The 18,632-nt window shown below is 44.1% G+C and carries 16 protein-coding genes and 1 pseudogene; all 17 read left to right on the top strand.

Annotated features, from left to right (window positions below; all coding sequences use genetic code 11):
- Positions 1 to 202 precede the first annotated feature (202 nt).
- The 17 genes and pseudogenes from C6P11_RS06315 (at position 203) to C6P11_RS06235 (ending at position 18,529) form a co-directional block, all read left to right on the top strand.
- Positions 203 to 1,165, top strand: a complete 963-nt coding sequence (locus C6P11_RS06315) for a glycosyltransferase (protein WP_135519612.1) — start codon at positions 203 to 205, stop codon at positions 1,163 to 1,165.
- The gene (locus C6P11_RS06310; protein WP_135519610.1) at positions 1,165 to 1,797 is read left to right on the top strand and encodes a hypothetical protein; all 633 of its coding nucleotides are present in this window, start codon (positions 1,165 to 1,167) and stop codon (positions 1,795 to 1,797) included. The genes C6P11_RS06315 and C6P11_RS06310 overlap by 1 nt, the downstream gene beginning before the upstream one ends.
- 836 nt (positions 1,798 to 2,633) lie before the next feature.
- Positions 2,634 to 3,827: an acetate/propionate family kinase gene (locus C6P11_RS06305; RefSeq protein ID WP_135519608.1), complete on the top strand. Its 1,194-nt coding sequence runs from the start codon at positions 2,634 to 2,636 to the stop codon at positions 3,825 to 3,827.
- Between the two features lie 57 nt (positions 3,828 to 3,884).
- Positions 3,885 to 4,064, top strand: a complete 180-nt coding sequence (locus tag C6P11_RS06300; protein WP_135519606.1) for a hypothetical protein — start codon at positions 3,885 to 3,887, stop codon at positions 4,062 to 4,064.
- A gap of 152 nt (positions 4,065 to 4,216) precedes the next feature.
- A complete protein-coding gene (locus C6P11_RS06295) occupies positions 4,217 to 7,654 on the top strand; it encodes a pyruvate carboxylase (protein WP_135519604.1) in 3,438 nt (1,145 codons plus the stop codon).
- 87 nt (positions 7,655 to 7,741) lie between these two features.
- Positions 7,742 to 8,065, top strand: coding sequence for a hypothetical protein (locus C6P11_RS06290; protein WP_135519603.1), 324 nt, complete (start codon positions 7,742 to 7,744; stop codon positions 8,063 to 8,065).
- Between the two features lie 79 nt (positions 8,066 to 8,144).
- Complete coding sequence (locus C6P11_RS06285) at positions 8,145 to 8,777, top strand: hypothetical protein (protein WP_135519601.1); 633 nt, start codon at positions 8,145 to 8,147, stop codon at positions 8,775 to 8,777.
- A gap of 100 nt (positions 8,778 to 8,877) precedes the next feature.
- A complete protein-coding gene (locus C6P11_RS06280; protein WP_135519599.1) occupies positions 8,878 to 9,243 on the top strand; it encodes an iron-sulfur cluster biosynthesis family protein in 366 nt (121 codons plus the stop codon).
- Between the two features lie 147 nt (positions 9,244 to 9,390).
- Positions 9,391 to 10,071 carry a GTP pyrophosphokinase gene (locus tag C6P11_RS06275; RefSeq protein ID WP_135519597.1) on the top strand — a complete coding sequence of 227 codons (681 nt, stop codon included), beginning with the start codon at positions 9,391 to 9,393 and terminating at the stop codon, positions 10,069 to 10,071.
- 227 nt (positions 10,072 to 10,298) lie between these two features.
- Positions 10,299 to 10,448 carry a 50S ribosomal protein L33 gene (rpmG, locus tag C6P11_RS06270; protein WP_002827335.1) on the top strand — a complete coding sequence of 50 codons (150 nt, stop codon included), beginning with the start codon at positions 10,299 to 10,301 and terminating at the stop codon, positions 10,446 to 10,448.
- A gap of 2 nt (positions 10,449 to 10,450) precedes the next feature.
- Complete coding sequence (rpsN, locus tag C6P11_RS06265; RefSeq protein ID WP_003607614.1) at positions 10,451 to 10,720, top strand: 30S ribosomal protein S14; 270 nt, start codon at positions 10,451 to 10,453, stop codon at positions 10,718 to 10,720.
- A gap of 269 nt (positions 10,721 to 10,989) precedes the next feature.
- Positions 10,990 to 12,819: pseudogene (gene spxB / locus C6P11_RS06260) on the top strand (pyruvate oxidase).
- 122 nt (positions 12,820 to 12,941) lie between these two features.
- Positions 12,942 to 13,754, top strand: a complete 813-nt coding sequence (locus C6P11_RS06255; protein WP_135519595.1) for an AraC family transcriptional regulator — start codon at positions 12,942 to 12,944, stop codon at positions 13,752 to 13,754.
- 159 nt (positions 13,755 to 13,913) lie between these two features.
- On the top strand, positions 13,914 to 15,320 hold the full coding sequence (locus C6P11_RS06250) for a glycoside-pentoside-hexuronide (GPH):cation symporter (RefSeq protein WP_135519593.1): 1,407 nt from the start codon (positions 13,914 to 13,916) through the stop codon (positions 15,318 to 15,320).
- Position 15,321: 1 nt separating this feature from the next.
- Entirely contained in the window at positions 15,322 to 16,503 is a 1,182-nt protein-coding gene (locus C6P11_RS06245; protein WP_135519591.1) for a galactokinase, read from the top strand.
- 11 nt (positions 16,504 to 16,514) lie between these two features.
- Complete coding sequence (locus C6P11_RS06240; protein ID WP_135519589.1) at positions 16,515 to 18,017, top strand: UDP-glucose--hexose-1-phosphate uridylyltransferase; 1,503 nt, start codon at positions 16,515 to 16,517, stop codon at positions 18,015 to 18,017.
- Positions 18,018 to 18,097: 80 nt separating this feature from the next.
- Entirely contained in the window at positions 18,098 to 18,529 is a 432-nt protein-coding gene (locus C6P11_RS06235) for a hypothetical protein (protein ID WP_210114227.1), read from the top strand.
- Positions 18,530 to 18,632 lie beyond the last annotated feature (103 nt).

Raw genomic sequence — 18,632 nt, 5'->3', positions numbered from 1 at the left:
TTCTCAAAAAACGCCCAATCGAAAAAAACACCCTGAAACCGTGCCAAGGTACTGGCAGTTTCAAGGTGATTTATCGTATTTTACTGATTTAGCTGTGGTTAAAAATTTAGTGCATGAATAATCCGGGACTGATTATTATTCAGGGGACGCACACAGGACACGTTTATTTAAGAGAAGCTTTTTTTCGCCAGAAAAGACTGAAATGCTAACATTACTATTTGATGATGATCAGGAAATGTCGCATGTGACATTGTTGACGCCAGCTGGATACGTATATTTGTCTGGTGAATTTGATTTAATTCGATATTATATGTCAACGCTAGATACAGCATCGAACATCATCTTTTCAGATTTGGTTTCTGATCGTGATGTGGAAGGTGTGGCTGCAGGCTTTGACGGGAAAATTGTGTCGGTTATCCATTCAGACCATTATCTCGGGAATTTTGTAAGGCCAGGATATCGTTATTCTGTATTAGGAACTGGCATTTCACACATAATAGTCTCGACTGAACAGCAAAAACATGATATTCAGCAGATAAGGCCCGAACTTCAAATTTCGGTTGTGCCACCAATTGTATTGAACGAACGTTTACCAATGGAGGACACTAAAAAAATTGCCGGTAGGATTACAGTTGTCTCAAGAATCGATCCTGTAAAAAGATTTGAAGATATGATCAAAGCAACTGTACTCGCTAAAGAAAAGTTTCCCATCCTTGACCTTCATTTGATAGGCGATATCGTTGATGATGCGTATGCAAGGCGACTTAGAGAGTTGATAAAAGAAAACAACGCGACAACATATATTTTTATTGACGATCCAACGGTTTACGTTGATGCAAAATATGCTATATCTGAGTTAACCCTAATGACTTCAAAACATGAGGGGTTTGCTCGAACCGTGGTTGAAGCTATGAATCAAGGTGTCGTGCCAATCTCATATCCGGTAAAGTACGGGCCAACTGATGTTATTAAACACGACGTGAATGGCATCGTTACCTCAAGTGCGTCGGTCGCAGAGCTGGCAGCGGGAATTATAGATGTTATGTCCGATAAAGATAGAATGAAGCGGATGGCAAACAGAGAAGTGGAGACAGCTCAGAACTTTCACAGGCAGCAAGTTGAAAATAAATGGCGTGAAATTATCGCTAGTTTGGAGAAAGCATAATGCAGTTAGTGGTATTGGACGACGCATCGGTTAAGACACGGGCAAAGTGGCAAGAGTTTAAGCACGGTGCAGTAGATAGTCGGGCTGTACTTCTTTCGGATGTACCCAGTGATGCGGAACAAATTCCAGATGCTTATGTCGCTTTTAAGGTGGCGCAGCCTAAATTGTTACCAACGACGATGGGCGATTTAAATATTAGTTCGGATGCTGTGCTTGCCTTTGGGGAAAATGGACTTGACGTTTGGCACTTAGATCGGAAGTTGGCGACTTTTGATGGGGATTGGTGGAAACAAACGTACAATAGTTATTCATTATTTGGACAAGATGGCAAGACAAAAGAGTTTGCTACCCTCGGTAGTCAAGGCACTGTATTAAAGAAGTTCAGTTTTGATGAGTTAAATCGAGTTTTAATGGTTGAACGCCAACTCGTAGACGGTGGCTGGGCACGAACGCAATATATTTATGGCGATGACAGTGACCAACCTTCAAGGTTCTTCTACACGATTGATTCGATTTTGTTTTCTTCTCAAAAAGATTGGTATGAAGCCATTCTAACCAGAACTTTGCTGTACTATAATCTTGACTCAGATAGGAATTCCATTGTTTCATTGTCAGACAAGATAGCTAGATAAAGAAGGCTGGCAGTCGCAACAATAAATTATCAATAATTAGTTACTATACTCCAAAGCGGGTTTCCTGCTTTGGAGTTTTTTGTCTCATCATGTGAACGTTTCAGTTAGTTTTTAGAGGCGGCTGTAGAATTTTAGTTGAAAGATAATCATCCATGCGAAAAGGGGTTGTGGGGATGTTGAAAATAGTCGATGAAATTTTGGCAACTGCAAATTTTATCATTGGGTTTGGTGCATTTTGTGGCGGAAAAACTAATGTAGGGTTTGTATTTATACTATTGACACTTATGTTTTTGTGTGACTTGTTTTTGGATGACCGTAGATAGTGCGAGCTTGAAGTGTTGAGGGGAAATGATGGATAAAATTGAAAAGGCGACTGATGTCGGAAAAATTCACTATCCGTTTGTGAGTCAGACGGACGGGTTTGGTGTCACTATCGAAAAAAGGGGGGCATGGTAAAACGACTGGTTTTAAGCGTTTGTCATATACTCATGACACCCAGAATAAAGCCCGTGAGTTGTATGAGAAAAGATATATAAGATTTGCGGACATGAAATCAAAGGGTCAATCGTATGCTGAAATATCAACGGATATAGGTATCAGTGAGGGGACATTGCGAGGGGAAAAGTACACTTTGCGCTATGTCACAGAGCAGCAAGTTAAGAAAATACGTTAGAGAGTGTTTCAGTATACGGATTTATTAGCAATACTTGATAGAAGGATGGAGGATTTAACTTATCCATCCTTTTTTGTTACTAAAAGCATGGCAATGGTAACGCTTACATGTTACACTAATCCTATTAACTGGATTTATTTCAGCGTATTAGGGAGCATGAATTATGGCTAAGACATTAGCAATTAACGCCGGATCTTCATCATTGAAGTTCCAACTATTGGAAATGCCGGCTGAAACAGTGATTGCCAAGGGACAAATCGAGCGTATTGGTTTGCCTGAAAGTGTATTCACGATGAAGTTTAACGGGGAAAAGACTGAAATCGTCCGAGACATCGCTGACCACAAGGAAGCAATTGAAGAGATGCTTGAGCAATTCCGCGCACAACACGTGGCTGACAAGAGTGAAATCACTGGTGTTGGGCACCGTGTTGTGGCTGGTGGTGAATGGTTCAACAAGTCGGTTATTGTGGATGAAGAAGTGTTGCACAAGATTCACCGTTTGGCTGACTATGCACCTTTGCACAATCCAGCCAATGCAACTGGAATTGAAGTATTCCAAGAGTTGTTGCCAGATGCTATTTCAGTAGCAGTCTTCGACACGGCTTTCCACCAAACGTTGCCACGTGAGAATTACTTGTACCCACTACCATACGAGTACTACACGAAGTACGGTGCCCGCAAGTATGGCGCCCACGGAACGTCACACCGCTACGTTGCTGAACGTACGGCGGATATTTTGGGTAAGCCACTTGAAGAGTTGAAGATTATCACACTTCACTTGGGGGCTGGTGCCTCAATCACTGCTATCAAGGATGGTAAGTCATTCGACACCTCAATGGGCTTCACACCATTGGCTGGTTTGATGATGGCAACACGTGCGGGGGATGTGGATCCATCATTGATTTACTACATTCAAGAGCGTGAAGGCTTGTCAAACGGTGAAATGTTGAAGATTTTGAACAACAAGTCAGGCTTGCTTGGGGTCTCAACGTTGTCATCTGACATGCGTGACTTGGAAGAAGTGGCTGATACCAACGAACACGCTAAGTTGGCATTGGACATGTTCTTGAACCGTGTCATCCGTTACTTGGGTCAATACACGTTTGAAATGGGTGGCGTTGATGCCATCGTCTTCACAGCTGGTATTGGTGAGAACGCCGCAAACGTTCGTGAAGATATCATCGATCGTTTGGACTTCTTGGGCATTAAGTTGGACAAGGAAGCGAACAATGTCCGTGGTGTTGAACGTGTTATTTCAACTGACGACTCAACAGCTAAGGTTTTGTTGGTGCCAACGAATGAAGAGCTTGAAATTGCTCGTGATGTTGAACGTTTGAAGGCGCAAGCAGGTAAGTAATCGTTAAGGTTCGCCTGCTAAACTAATGTCATTGAAACCGAAAAGGGGGAGTCTAAGATGTTTACGTTGATTATCATCGCAGTCATTGGCCTCTGGTTCTACGGCAAGCACCGCATCAAGCGTGCGGTGGCCCACGTTGAGCAACAAATGCCATTTTCTGATCAAAGCATGAACGGTGCACGCCGTGATGTCTTCGAAGGACAATTCGAAGAGATAAAAACTACGAAGATTAAATAAGTATTTACGCCATAACGTACTCGTTATGGCGTATTTTATTTGGTATAATGGTTAGAAAGTTCTGATGTAGATGAAAATTAGATGAATCTGCGCGTATGGGACGTTTTAAGCGGTCGTCAGAGAACGGCCAAAACGATATAAGGGGACACTTCATGAAGAAATTGTTGATTGCTAACCGTGGGGAAATTGCCATTCGTTTAATTCGAGCTGGTAAAGAATTAGGGATTAAGACGGTAGCTATTTTTGCCAAGGAAGATGAGTTTGCTGTGCACCGTTTTAAGGCGGATGAATCTTATCTAGTTGGTGAAGGTAAGGCACCGATTGCCGCTTATTTGGATATTGACGATATTATTCGTATTGCTAAGGAAACTGGCGCCGATGCCATTCACCCAGGTTATGGGTTCTTGTCAGAAAATGACGAGTTCGCAGCTGCGGTTGAAGCAGCCGGCATTAAGTTTGTTGGGCCACGTGTTGAACACTTGAAGATGTTTGGTGACAAGATTACGGCTAAGCAAGCCGCAATTAAGGCGGGTGTGCCAACAGTGCCGGGAACTGATCACCCGGTCGAATCAATTGAAGAGGCATTGGCTTTCGGTGCTGAACACGGTTACCCGTTGTTTGTTAAGTCGGCTGCTGGTGGTGGTGGTCGTGGTATGCGTGTTGTTGAACACGATGATGAATTACGTGAAGCCTTTGAACGTGCAGCTTCTGAAGCACAACAAAGTTTTGGTAAGGCTGAAATTTATCTTGAAAAGTATCTACAAGACCCTAAGCACGTTGAAATTCAAATTTTGGCGGATGAACAAGGCGAAGTGATGCACTTGTTTGAGCGTGACTCATCAATTCAACGACGTCACCAAAAGATTATTGAGTTTGCACCAGCAGTTTCTGTATCTGTTGCCATGCGTCGTCGCATTCAAGATGCAGCTGTTAAGTTGATGCAAAGTGTCGATTATCAAAGTGCTGGAACTGTTGAGTTTTTGGTTGACGGGGACGATTTTTACTTCATCGAAGTTAACCCACGTGTACAAGTTGAGCACACGGTAACTGAAGAAATTACTGGCGTGGATATTGTAAAGTCACAATTGTTGATTGCCCAAGGTTACGGCTTGCATGAAGCACCATTAAACATTCCAGCCCAGGACAAGCTATTGGCGGTTGGTGTGGCGATTCAATCACGTATTACAACGGAAGACCCGGCCAATAACTTCATGCCTGATACCGGTAAGATTGATTGGTACCGATCACCAGGTGGAACGGGGATTCGTCTAGATGCCGGTAATGTGTATGCCGGGGCTACTGTGACGCCGTTCTTTGACTCGTTGTTGGTTAAGGTTGTGGCACACGGAACTGACTTCACTGAAGCAGTTGATAAGATGCAACGTGCGTTGAACGAGTTTGCCATTCGTGGGGTTAAGACAAACATTCCATTCTTGAAGAATGTTTACGCACACCCAACGTTCCGTGCAGCCGATGCGCCAACAACGTTTGTGGACAAGCACCCAGAATTGTTTGAAATTGCGCCGGAAAAGGAACCGGACCGTAAGTTGTTGCGTTATGTCAGTGAAACGACAGTTAACGGCTTCCCGGGCATTGATCACGATTACCAAAAGCTCTATGAGCCATTGCATTATCAAGCCAACACTGATTTGGTGTTGCCTTCTGATTTGGTAACGGCCAAGGATATCTTGGACGCCCAAGGACCAGATGCGGTGGCGCAATGGGTGAAGAACCAAGATAAGGTTTTGTTGACGGACACGACGATGCGTGACGCACACCAATCATTGTTCGCCACACGTATGCGTACGAAGGATATGTTGGCAATTGCGGATGAAACGCAATTGGCGATGCCGAACCTCTTCTCAAACGAGATGTGGGGTGGTGCCACATTTGATACGGCCTACCGTTTCTTGGGTGAAGATCCATGGGAGCGTCTTCGCGCGTTACGTGAGAAGATACCACGTACATTGATGCAGATGCTGTTCCGTGGTTCAAATGCCGTTGGTTATCAAAATTACCCAGATAACGTACTTGAAGAGTTTATTCGCTTAGCAGCGACGAACGGCATGGACGTGTTCCGTATCTTCGATAGTTTGAATTGGTTGCCACAAATGGAGAAGTCAATCCAATATGTGCGCGACAACAACAAGATTGCCGAAGTTGCGATGGCTTACACGGGTGATATTTTGGACCCAACACGTAAGAAGTACACACGTGATTACTATGTAAACTTCGCCAAGGAGTTGCAGAGTGCTGGTGCGCACATGATTGCGATTAAGGACATGGCGGGCTTGCTGAAGCCTGAAGCTGCTTATGAGTTGGTTAGCGCGCTGAAGGATGCGGTTGATGTGCCAATTCATCTTCACACGCACGATACAACTGGAAACGGTGTGTACACGTATGCACGTGCGGTTGATGCGGGGGTTGATGTTATCGACGTGGCAATGTCAGCCTTGTCAGGTACGACATCACAACCATCAATGGGGGCGACCTATTACGCGTTGAGTGGTAATGCCCGTCAACCAGAGTTGAACATGCCAGCCGTTGAGCACATTAACAGCTATTGGGCACAAGTTCGACCATACTACGGTCAGTTTATGAGCAAGATGGTTGGTGCGCAAACGGATATTTTCGAAGTCGAAATGCCGGGTGGACAATATTCTAACTTGCAACAACAAGCGCAAGCATTGCGTTTGGGGGACCTTTGGGATGACGTGAAGGCGATGTACGCAACCGTTAACCAAATGTTTGGTGACATCATCAAGGTGACGCCATCATCAAAGGTTGTTGGGGACATGGCGTTGTTTATGGTCCAAAATGATTTGACGCCAGAAAAGGTGTTGGCGGAAGGTCAAACGTTGGACTTCCCACAATCAGTGGTCGATTTCTTTGCGGGTGATCTTGGACAACCAGTTGGTGGCTTCCCAGAAGACCTACAACAGGTCGTGTTGAAGGGTCGCAAGCCATTGACGGTACGTCCTGGTTCATTGACGCCAGCAGCTGATTTTGAGGCGATGACGGCTGAAATCGAAGCGATTTTGAAGCGTAAGGCAACGCCAGAAGAGATTATTTCGTACATCTTGTACCCACAAGTGTTTAAGGACTATGTGGCTAACCAAGAAAAGTTTGGCCCAATGACATTCTTGGATACACCAACGTTCTTCCAAGGGATGCGTGTTGGTGAGCGTGTGGATATCGAAATGGGACCTGGAAAGGTTGTCATTTTCCAACTGCAAGAAATTGGTGAAGTTGATCCAGAGGGTATGCGTACGTTGTACTTTGACGTGAACGGAACGCCAATTGAGATTGGCGTGCTAGACGAATCTGTCCAAGTTACTACGGTTGCCCGTCGTAAGGCAGAGCCAACGAATCCAAATGAGATTGGCGCAACAATGGCTGGTAATGTGTTGTCAGTTCACGTGGAGAATGGTCAAGCAGTGAAGCAAGGCGATGTCATGATTGTGACGGAAGCTATGAAGATGGAGACGACTGTGCAAGCGCCATTTGATGGGACAGTTAAGTTTGTACACGTTGCAGCTGGTGAAGCGGTTGCGGGTGGCGACTTGTTGATCGAAGTTGAACCGGGATAGGGAGAGTTCACATAAAAATCATAATCTTCGGCTAGAATGTACCTAAAGTAAGCGATATAACATACTTTGGGGAACAGAGGGAAGAACATGATTTTCAAGAGACGTGAACGCCTATTTCGAAATTGGTGGACGACTGGTTTGCAGCCTGATGACGTTGAAAATGAGCTTAAAACGACATATAACATCCATGAAAAAGCTTTAATTGCAGTGAATGTGGTGCTGTTTTTTCTAACAGCTGGGCTATTTTATGGGGAAATGTGGCCGTATAGCGGCATTGCGTTAGGCGCACTTGTGCTGGCGATACTGCTACTTGCCATCAGGTTGCTGATGCGCGCGGTCTTGTTTAACGATATCGTGCGATACCGTGACTGGTATCATGTGCAGACACAAATCGAAAAGTTAATGAAATGACATAAAACGCAGTCAACCACTAGTTGTTGACTGCGTTTTTGCGTAAAATGGAAGTACTGAAAATTGATGAGGTGAAGACATGCGACAATGGTGGCAAAGTAAATACATTTTAGGCGTTGGCATGGTGGGGATGTTGCTGTACATCTTGCAGAGCGTTATTGCGACGATTATTTGGCCAGCGTATCGTATGGTAGCCTATCCATTAGCCATTCTGACGGCGCCAGATTCACAGTATGCGTCGGCGTTTAAGGGGCTACAACTGATTGCTGGTTTGCTGATTGCGGTGAGTCTAGCAGCGCTTTGGCGTTATTCACGCTATAAGGACTACACAGATTTGGTGAAAACGGTGCAACAATTGATTCTGATTTGGCTGGTTGGTGTCTTACTAAACTTTATTTGGCCATTGAACAGCATTGTGGAGGCTGTGTTACGTCCGGCTGTATCAGCCCGCAATATCGTGTTCGGCCTGTTGATCATCCTGCTTGGCTGGACAATCTGGCGCGTGGGAAGCGCTGCACAAACGCATGATATGATGACGTTGGCCAATGGGTTAAAGCTGTTTGCAATTTTGTATGTGCTATTTAACTTTTTGGAGTTTGCAGTGACACTAATTGGCTGGCAATTGTCCGGATTCTTTGATGTATTAGCGATTGACGTCTTGGCAGTCGCCATGGGCTACATCAGTTGGTATTTCATGCGCTTGGCTGAATGACCCTTTTTTCTACCATCCGTTTAACACAGTGCTACACTATAAGTGTTGAAAGAGATATGAAATGAATAAATTCAGACTAACTCTGAAGGAGGATGGAAAAATGTATTTGACAATTACTGACGCTGCAATGGAAAAGATTAACCCAATTTTGAAGGCTGAGCCAGGTCGTCGTTTGATTATGATGTATGAAGACGGGGTTTCACCTTACTCACACCACGGTGAAGTTGCCATGCAAGTTTCATTCGTGTTCGCCGTTATTCGCGGTGATCAACCTTTGAAGCCATGGTTTGATGAGACAATCGATTCAAACATCGGCCCATTGCCAATTAAGGGTTACTCAAAGGACTACATGGTGCCAAACATGGTTTTGGACGTTAAGAAGTTCGGTGGAGTCGTGTTGCGTGGTGACACTGGTGTTATCGATGATACGCCAGAAATTCGTGACGAAACAAAGGCAACCGACTAATCAATGATTTTAATCAAGCATCTCGTGTTTACGGGGTGCTTTTTTGCTATCTGATTAAATATTTTTCGGTGGTTAAGACTACAGGCTGGTATAAGGATATGGTGATTTAATATACTGTATAGAAAATACAGGAAACGGAGTGAAGCCATGATTAACCAGCGACGTTCATTTATGAATGTGAAAAAAATACGCGATATATTTAATACATCAGAAATTAACCTTGGCATTGAAGCAGAAGAACTGGCGCAACTTGCGCGGATGTACCAGACTTATGAATCTGCCCAACAAGAAATTGCAACAAAATTGGAAAATCTAGATGCTGAGTTCCAGTTGAATTACAACCACAACCCAATTCATCATCTTGAAGGTCGTATGAAGGATCCGCAAAGCTTGATGGGAAAGCTACAACGAAAAGGGCTACCACTGGACATAAATGTTATTCCAAATGAAATTTTCGATATTGCAGGCATTCGCGTCATTACAAATTATATTGATGACATTTACACCGTTGAGCGGTTGTTGGTTGCCCAGGATGATGTTAAGCTACTTAAACGCAAAGACTACGTAAAAGATCCTAAGCCAAGTGGTTATCGTAGTTTGCATTTGGTCGTGGAAATCCCTGTCTTTATGTCGACAGGTGTTAAACATATGCCGGTCGAGATTCAAGTGCGTACGATTGGGATGGATATGTGGGCGAGTCTTGAACACAAGTTGCGTTACAAAACAGATTCGGAACGCGCTGAAGAGTTCGCCGATAACCTGATTGGTTATGCAAACGAGTTGAATCAAATTGAGCAAAACTTCCAGAATATTCATCGCGAATTATAACGAATTTTTGTTGATAAATCGGGGTTTAGAAGCGTCAAGTAAAATTACTTGTCACTTTTTAGGGAAAACACTTGAATTTTCTCAATAAACTGTGTAATATAATTATTTGTAATTTACTAGCTATATTGTAACGGCGCAAGCTTGGGGATTAGCCCAATGCAGCTAATCCTGTCGTTCAAATTAGTGGTGAGGGGCACCTCACAAATTAAATTCAAGGAGTTATGTTAATGCGCATTAACATTTTGTTGGAAGCCGCCGAAACTGGTGAGCGTATCTACTTGACTTCTAAGAACCGTCGTAACACGCCAGACCGTTTGGAGTTGAAGAAGTATTCTCCAAAGTTGCGTCGTGTCACTGTGTTCAAGGAGGTTAAGTAATCATGGCTAAGAAGTCAAAGATCGCTAAGGCTAAGAAGATTGAAGCAACCGTAGAGAAGTACGCTGCAAAGCGTGCTGCCTTGAAGGCTGCTGGTGACTACGTAGGGTTGTCAAAGTTGCCTCGCAACGCATCACCTGTACGTATGCACAACCGTGATAAGATTGATGGACGTCCTCACGCTTACATGCGCGAGTTCGGAATGTCACGTTTGAATTTCCGTCAATTGGCACACAAGGGCTTGATCCCTGGTGTTAAGAAGGCTTCTTGGTAATCTGCATTTTACCTTAAGTCTTAAAGAGAGCATCTACTTTCGAGTAGATGCTCTTTTTTTGTCCTCTCAGTCCCGAAAAGCGTTAATATATTTGTGTTGGAAGGCGCTTACAATTAAATACTGAAAAATAAACCTTTTTATTTGTTTTAAGTGTTCGAAAGCGTCATACTAAACGTAAGTAATTATTTAAGTAATCATCTTCATCAGCCTGGTCGTTTTGGCTAGGGTGACGGAGAATAATTGTTTTTTTTAAACAGGAGGCTTATCTCATGTCAGATAAGAAGATTACAGCCGGTTTGGCTGCATTGAAGGTTATGGGAGGTTGGGGTATCGACACAATGTACGGTATTCCTTCTGGAACTTTGAGTGGATTGATGAACGCGATGAGTAATCCTGAGAACAACATCAAGTTCATTCAAGTTAAGCACGAAGAAGTTGGAAGTATGGCAGCTGCTATGCAATACAAGTTCAGTGGTAAGATGGCCGTTGCTGTCGGATCTGGTGGACCTGGTGCGACTCACTTGATTAACGGTTTGTACGATGCTGCCATGGACGCAACGCCAGTTTTGGCAATTTTGGGTTCAAAGCCATCTCGTGAATTGGGAATGGATTCATTCCAAGAGTTGAACCAAAACCCAATGTACAACAACATCGCTGTTTACAACAAGCGTGTTGCCGTTCCTGAGCAATTGCCATACATGATTGACGATGCCATCCGCAACGCCATTTCAAAGAAGGGTGTTGCTGTTCTTGAAGTGCCTGCTGATTTCGGATTTGCTGAAATTGACGCTGAAATGAACTACGCTAACCCAATTTACTCTTCTGGTGACGTTTACAAGGAATACGACCCAGTTGCACCTAAGGCAGCTGACGTTGATGCCGCTGTTGAAATTTTGAAGAATGCTAAGCGTCCAGTAATCTACGCTGGTTTCGGAACAATCGGTCACGGTGAGCTAGTCCAAGAATTGTCACGTAAGTTGAAGGCACCTGTTTTGACGACTGCCAAGAGCTACGAAGCCTTCGATTACGACTTTGAAGGTTTGATGGGTTCTGCTGGACGTGTCGCTTGGAAGTCAGGTAACGATGTCATCTTCGAAGCAGATACTGTTTTGTTCATTGGTAACAACTACCCATTCTCACAAGTTGAGAACTTTATGGCTGGTGTTAAGCACTTTATCCAAATCGATAGCAACCCAGCTCGTCTAGGACGTCGTCACAAGGCTGACGTTGCGATGTTGGCTGATGCAGGTTTGGCAGTTGAAGCATTGTTGGAGAAGGTTGAGCCAGTTGCTGAGTCAGCATGGTGGAACGCTGCGTTGAAGGATGCTCAAAACTGGCGTGACTACATGCACAAGATTGAGACAAAGACGGAAGGTCCTTTGGAGGCTTACCAAGTCTACAACGCCATCAACAAGTATGCTGATGAAGATGCAATCTTCTCAATTGATGTTGGTGACACGACGCAAATGTCAATTCGTCACTTGCACATGACACCAAAGAACACGTGGCGCACGTCACCATTGTTCGCAACGATGGGTATTGCCATCCCCGGTGGAATTGGTGCTAAGAACGTCTTCCCAGATCGTCAAGTATTTAACATCACCGGTGACGGTGCCTTTGCGATGACTGATTCAGATATCGTGACGGCAGTTCGTTACAACATGCCTGTTATTAACGTTGTTATGACGAACACGCAATACGGATTCATCAAGGATAAGTATGAGGATACGAACACTTACCGTAACGATGAAATCGTTGACTTCGGTGATGTTGACTACGCCAAGATTGCTGAAGCACAAGGTGCCGTTGGTTTGACGGTTAACAGCATTGCAGACATCGATAAGGTGATGCAAGAAGCCGTTGACTACTACAAGTAAGGCCGTGTTGTTGTGGTTGATGCTAAGATTACGAAGGAGCGTCCAATTCCTGTTGAAGGATTGAAGCTTGATCCAGCTCTTGCATCTGAAGAAGAAATTAAGGCCTTCAAGGAGCGTTATGACGCACAAGAACTTGTGCCATTCCGCAAGTTACTTGAAGAAGAAGGACTTAAGTCACAAGTTGTTAAGGTTAACGACGAAGACACGAAGTACAACTTCTAATTTAAGATAATATCGAAGCAGCTACAATTATGTGGCTGCTTCTTTTTTACGTTATGGGACAATTCGCAAGAATAGTTAAGTCAACTCAAATTCGGTTTGTTATAGTAAATATGGGGGTTATTATGCGTACTTTTTATAACATTGCAGATTTGAGTTTGCCGGTGATGGCCGAACATCTTGGGGTTGAATGGAATCAGGGGGTTATTATACGTCACCAAGGCTTCCCACACTTCCATTGGTTACAGACGCAATCAGGGATGGGAGCCTTTTGGGTACGAGATAAACGCTACGAATTATCACCGGGGATGGGAATCTTGATTGCACCGGGTGTGCCACATCGGTATGAACCGTTAGGCAAGCATCCTTGGCAAGTGCGTTTTGCAACATTCCAGGGACAATTAGTCGATGACTTACTGAAGCAAATGGTGAATAGTGAGTTTGTTTTAGTTGAAGCAACAGAAGCAAAACTATATACAGCTTTACATGAGCAATTGATGCAGGAATTGGCGGCTGAACCGGTGGATGATTTGGCCGTATCAACGACGGCTTATCGGCTTTTATTGGGCTTAACGCGCCAACAAAAACAAACCATCGATCAACATCAGCCGGATTATCAACACTATGTCGGACCAGCGATTGCGTATATGCAGAATCATTTTGCAGAAAATATGTCGATTGCTGAGGTAGCACAAGCTTTATCGGTGTCGACACAGTATTTGAATCGGGTATTCAAGCGTCTCGTCCAGCAAACGCCTAATGAGTATTTGACACAAATCAGAATTAGTAATGCCAAAAAGTTGCTGATTTCGCAACGTCATTTACGGGTTGAAGCAGTCGCTAGCCTAAGCGGATATCAAGATGCGACCTATTTTGGCAAAGTATTTAAAAAGCAAACCAGCGTTAGTCCATTGAACTATCGTCAGTGGCAAACATGAGATGATGAACCAGCAGTTTCTGCTGGTTTTTTGTGTCTTCGTTCACACAGTTTCAATTAATCATGATATTTGGTTGTAAAAGTGCCTTTTCAGCCAATGAAAGCGCTTTATTATTAGTGAGTAGGTTAATTATGAAACCATATATCGGGGGATATAAGCATGAAAAATGTGAAGCAGTATCTGTCTTATGCGGCAGGTACGTTCGGACACGATGCGTTCTACGCAACGCTTAGTACGTATTTTATGATTTTTGTGACGGGTCAATTATTTGATACGTCAGATAAAGCATTTAATAATCAAATGATTGGTTGGGTGACAACAATGATTGTTGCCATTCGTTTGATTGAAATTGTGTTTGATCCAATTATTGGGGGAATTGTTGATAACACACGGACACGATGGGGAAAGTTTAAGCCATGGCTAATTATCGCAGGATTTATTAGTTCGTTCTTGTTGGTGGTTATTTTTACTGACTTTGGGGGCTTAGCAACATCACACCCAGTTCTTTACTTGGTATTGTTTGGGATTGTGTTTGTTACGTTGGATGCGTTTTACTCATTTAAGGACATTGCTTTCTGGTCAATGTTGCCAGCTTTGTCATTGAATAGTAGTACACGTGAGAAGTTTGGAACGGTAGCCCGATTTGGGTCAACGCTAGGTCAACAAGGTGTACAAATCGTGGTTGTACCATTGGTTATGTTCTTCTCAATGGCCTTTGCCGGGGCACATACTGAAACAAAGACTGGTTGGTTCTGGTTTGCTGTTGTGATTGCGGTCATCGCTTACCTTGGTGCTTTGCTAACTGCAGCCGGCACTAAAGAAGAGGACAATGTCGTCCGTCAAAATACGGAAAAAGTTGGTGTACTCGAAGTCTTTAAGGTTGTTGCAAAGAACGATCAATTGATGTGGCAAGCCGTTTCTTACATTATGTTCGCACTTGCGTATGTTGTCACAAACTCACTATTGTTGTACTATTTCAAGTACGTTATGGGTGCTGACAATGAGTTTTACTTGGTTGGGATTTTCACAGCAATTGAAGGGATGATTTCAGTTGCCATCTTCCCAACGTTAACGAAGTTTTTGGCTCGTCGCACAATTTTCTTTAGTGGAGCGGTTGTGATGTTAGCTGGTTACTTGTTGTTTATGGTCGCAGGTAACAATTTGGCGTTGGTTTTGACGGCTGTCACAATGTTCTTTATGCCATATCCAATCATGTTCTTGGTTGTGTTGATGACCATTACCGACTCGCTAGAATATGGTCAATGGAAGCTTGGTACGCGTCACGAATCAGTGACGTTGGCCATCCGACCATTGTTGGATAAGTTGGCGGGGGCATTCGCTAATGGTGTTGTTGGGTTCGCAGCGGTTGTCGCCGGTATGACTGGTAGCGCAAAGCCATCCGACATTACGGCACATGGCCTCAGTATGTTTAAGATGTTTATGTTTTACGGCCCAATGGTCTTGATTATCGTGTCAGTGTTGATTTACTGGCGTAAGGTGACGTTGACAGAAGCACGTCACGCAGAAATTGTGGCAGAATTGGAAGCACGTTTGAAGGAGAATTAAAATGGTTTATGAATTAAATCATGAGTTAGCACAATCATTTGAGAAGCGTTTTGGTTATGAACCAGCGAAGTTGTACTTTTCACCAGGCCGCGTGAATTTGATTGGTGAACACACTGACTATAATGGTGGCCACGTCTTTCCAGCCGCAATTAGCGTTGGAACATACGGCGCAATTGCACCGCGTGATGATCGAGAGATTCGCACGTATTCAGCGAACTTCCCAGAGGCTGGGATTCAATTAATTGCATTGGATGATATCGCATTGCGTCAATACGACACATGGATTAAGTATTTGCGCGGTGTGATTACTGAAATGGCCAAGTTTGGTTACCCAGTCACAAAAGGATTTGATTTGGCAATTGTTGGTGACATGCCAACAGCATCAGGTTTGTCATCATCAGCTTCATTGGAAATGCTGCTCATTAATATGCTAGCTGATTTGATGGGATACGAGATTGATAAGTTGACCATTGTGAAGATGGGGCAAGCCGTTGAAAATGATTATTTGGGTCTAAAAACCGGTATCATGGATCAATTCGCGGTCGCCTTTGGTGAAGATGAACAAGCAATTTTCTTGGATACCAACACCCTTGAATACGAAATGGTGCCAGCTGAGTTTGGTGACTATCGTTTGCTAGTCATGACGACGAATAAGAAGCGCGAATTAGTTGATTCAAAGTACAATGAGCGTCGTGCAGAAACGGAAGCAGCGTTGGCTTTGTTACAAGCGACGGTTGATATCCAGACATTGGGAGATTTGACAACAGATCAATTCTTGGCTGCGTCAGCGTCATTAATGGCTGGCAATGACGTCATCATGCGTCGTGCTCGTCATGCTGTGACTGAGAACCAACGTACAGTTGAAGCGAAGGCAGCATTGCAGGACCACGATTTGGAAACGTTTGGACAATTGTTAACCGCATCGCACAATTCATTGCGTGATGATTATGAAGTGACTGGAATCGAGCTAGATACACTGGTCGACGCAGCGTTGGCACAAAATGGGGTGCTGGGTGCTCGTATGACTGGTGCTGGATTTGGTGGCTCAGCCATCGCGCTAGTTGAAGAAGCCCGTGTACCTGAAATCACGGCCGCTGTTGGTGAAGCGTACACCACCAAAATTGGCTACCAACCATCATTTTTCGTTGCTGAAATTGTTGCTGGTACGCATGAAATTAAGTAGAGGAAGTCGTTATGTTAGATTCACACAGTAGTCAATTGGTCTTGGATTTCGTGGCATGGGGTGTCAAACTGCAAGCCTATTCAGAAATGGAGACGGTCTACCGCACCAACTTGGTCCTGGCTGAACTTGGGTTAGATGGGGTTGTTGATGGTCAAAAAGGGAATACTGATCGGTCGCTAAGTGAATTAACGACACTGTTGCTTGATATTTCTGATAAGACGCCAAGCGAACGTTGGCAGTTAGACGTGATGCGGGCCCGCTTACTGAACATTGTGACACCAACACCTGATCAACTCCAAAGCAATTTTGAAAAGTTATATGCGCAAAGTCGTGAGGCAGCGGTAACTTATTATTATGATTTAAGTCGCGCAATCGAGAATGTGAAAGTGGCCGATATAAAGAAGAATATCGCATACGAATCTGCCTCTGATTTTGGTGATTTAGAGATTACGATTAATTTGTCGAAGCCAGAGAAGACGACTGCCGAAATTAAGGCGGCTGCGTCGGCGCCTAAAGCGTCTTATCCGCCAACAGCGTTGGATTATACGAATGAAGGGTATGCCGGTTCGATGACACAAGCACCGCGCGCAACGCATCGCTTTATTCGAGAAGTACTACAAGGACAAACGTGGGGTTGGCACTATTCGCCATATGCATACTTTGATGAGCACGCCATTTTCGTTGATTTCAAACGCGAAACGATGGCTATCAACAAAGTAACGTTTGAAAATCTGCTGACGATTGTTGAACGCTATCCAATGTACTTTGTTGGCTCAAATGCAGACTTGCCAATCGTTGGTGGATCAATTCTTTCACAAGAGCACTTTCAAGGTGGGCGCCATGTCTTTCCGCTGATGAAGGCGCCGGCAGAATGCGAAATTCCAATGCCAGCGTTTCCGGATATTCATGCGGACGTGGTGCGTTGGCCAATGACGACAATTCGTTTAACTGCAACTGATAAAGAAAAGCTTGTGGCAGCTAGCGAATTCATTCGTGAAGCTTGGCAAGGCTATTCAGACGACCGTTTGGATATTCATGCGACGAGCGAAAGTGGTGAACAACAGCATACGGTAACGCCGATTGCAATGAAGCGTCCAGGGTTGTCCGTCATGTATTTAGTTTTGCGCGACAATGGCACATCAGCTGAATACCCAGAAGGGATTTTCCATCCCCACCCAGACGTCCAACACATCAAGCGTGAAAATATCGGCTTGATCGAAGTGATGGGGTTGGCAATCTTGCCAGCGCGTTTGAAGGATGAACTTAGTGATGTCGAAGCATTCTTGCTTGGAGAGGCGGACATCAATCAGGTCGCTGAAGGACACCGACCATGGGCTGAAATGTTGGCTAGCGAACATGAGGTCACGGCCGATAATGTCCATGAGATTGTGCAACAAGCAGTTGGTCAGGTGTTTGCTGAAGTACTCACACACGCTGGTGTTTATAAGTATGATGCCAGCGGTCGTGAAGGCTTGAAGCGCTTTATCGCACATCTGACAGCAGCAGGTAAATAAAAACGATGGCACTTCCACTAGTGTTGGAGGTGCCATTTTTTAAAAGCATTATGTAAGCGCATACAAAAGAGGAGGGCGACATGGAAGCAAAACTTGAATGGCTAGATGATCCACGCATATTCCGTGTTGGCAAACTGTCGGCACATAGTGATCATGATGTTTACCGGAGTGCAGAAGAATATAAAACGGGCAATCAGTCAGATACGCTATCACTGGATGGTGAGTGGGATTTTCACTTTGGCGAATCACCACGTGAACGGACAGAAAGGTTTTATGACCCACAGTTAGTTTCTGCGCGAGCGCAATTTGATAAAATTTCGGTACCTGGTCACATCCAATTACAAGGCTATGGTCAAATTCAGTACATTAATACACTGTATCCTTGGGATGGGCAACAATACCGTCGTCCGCCATTTATGGATGGTGATTTAAAGGGAATGCCAGGCATTTTTAGTGACGCACCGGATAATCCAGTTGGTGAATATGTTAAACCCGGATTATTCATGCACTAAATTTTTAACCACAGCTAAATCAGTAAAATACGATAAATCACCTTGAAACTGCCAGTACCTTGGCACGGTTTCAGGGTGTTTTTTTCGATTGGGCGTTTTTTGA

Origin of the sequence: Weissella confusa (assembly GCF_004766315.1) — a bacterium.
GTDB classification, from domain to species: domain Bacteria; phylum Bacillota; class Bacilli; order Lactobacillales; family Lactobacillaceae; genus Weissella; species Weissella confusa_A.
Note: the sequence above shows the minus strand (reverse complement) of the source record. Positions and strands in the feature narration are given on the sequence as shown.

Coding starts and splice junctions, on each gene's coding strand:
- C6P11_RS06300 (WP_135519606.1), top strand. CDS start 3,885: ATGTTTACGTTGATTATCATCGCAGTCATTGGCCTCTGGTTCTACGGC.
- rpsN (WP_003607614.1), top strand. CDS start 10,451: ATGGCTAAGAAGTCAAAGATCGCTAAGGCTAAGAAGATTGAAGCAACC.
- C6P11_RS06245 (WP_135519591.1), top strand. CDS start 15,322: ATGGTTTATGAATTAAATCATGAGTTAGCACAATCATTTGAGAAGCGT.
- C6P11_RS06255 (WP_135519595.1), top strand. CDS start 12,942: ATGCGTACTTTTTATAACATTGCAGATTTGAGTTTGCCGGTGATGGCC.
- C6P11_RS06310 (WP_135519610.1), top strand. CDS start 1,165: ATGCAGTTAGTGGTATTGGACGACGCATCGGTTAAGACACGGGCAAAG.
- C6P11_RS06315 (WP_135519612.1), top strand. CDS start 203: ATGCTAACATTACTATTTGATGATGATCAGGAAATGTCGCATGTGACA.
- C6P11_RS06250 (WP_135519593.1), top strand. CDS start 13,914: ATGAAAAATGTGAAGCAGTATCTGTCTTATGCGGCAGGTACGTTCGGA.
- C6P11_RS06295 (WP_135519604.1), top strand. CDS start 4,217: ATGAAGAAATTGTTGATTGCTAACCGTGGGGAAATTGCCATTCGTTTA.
- C6P11_RS06305 (WP_135519608.1), top strand. CDS start 2,634: ATGGCTAAGACATTAGCAATTAACGCCGGATCTTCATCATTGAAGTTC.
- C6P11_RS06240 (WP_135519589.1), top strand. CDS start 16,515: ATGTTAGATTCACACAGTAGTCAATTGGTCTTGGATTTCGTGGCATGG.
- C6P11_RS06290 (WP_135519603.1), top strand. CDS start 7,742: ATGATTTTCAAGAGACGTGAACGCCTATTTCGAAATTGGTGGACGACT.
- C6P11_RS06275 (WP_135519597.1), top strand. CDS start 9,391: ATGATTAACCAGCGACGTTCATTTATGAATGTGAAAAAAATACGCGAT.
- rpmG (WP_002827335.1), top strand. CDS start 10,299: ATGCGCATTAACATTTTGTTGGAAGCCGCCGAAACTGGTGAGCGTATC.
- C6P11_RS06285 (WP_135519601.1), top strand. CDS start 8,145: ATGCGACAATGGTGGCAAAGTAAATACATTTTAGGCGTTGGCATGGTG.
- C6P11_RS06280 (WP_135519599.1), top strand. CDS start 8,878: ATGTATTTGACAATTACTGACGCTGCAATGGAAAAGATTAACCCAATT.
- C6P11_RS06235 (WP_210114227.1), top strand. CDS start 18,098: ATGGAAGCAAAACTTGAATGGCTAGATGATCCACGCATATTCCGTGTT.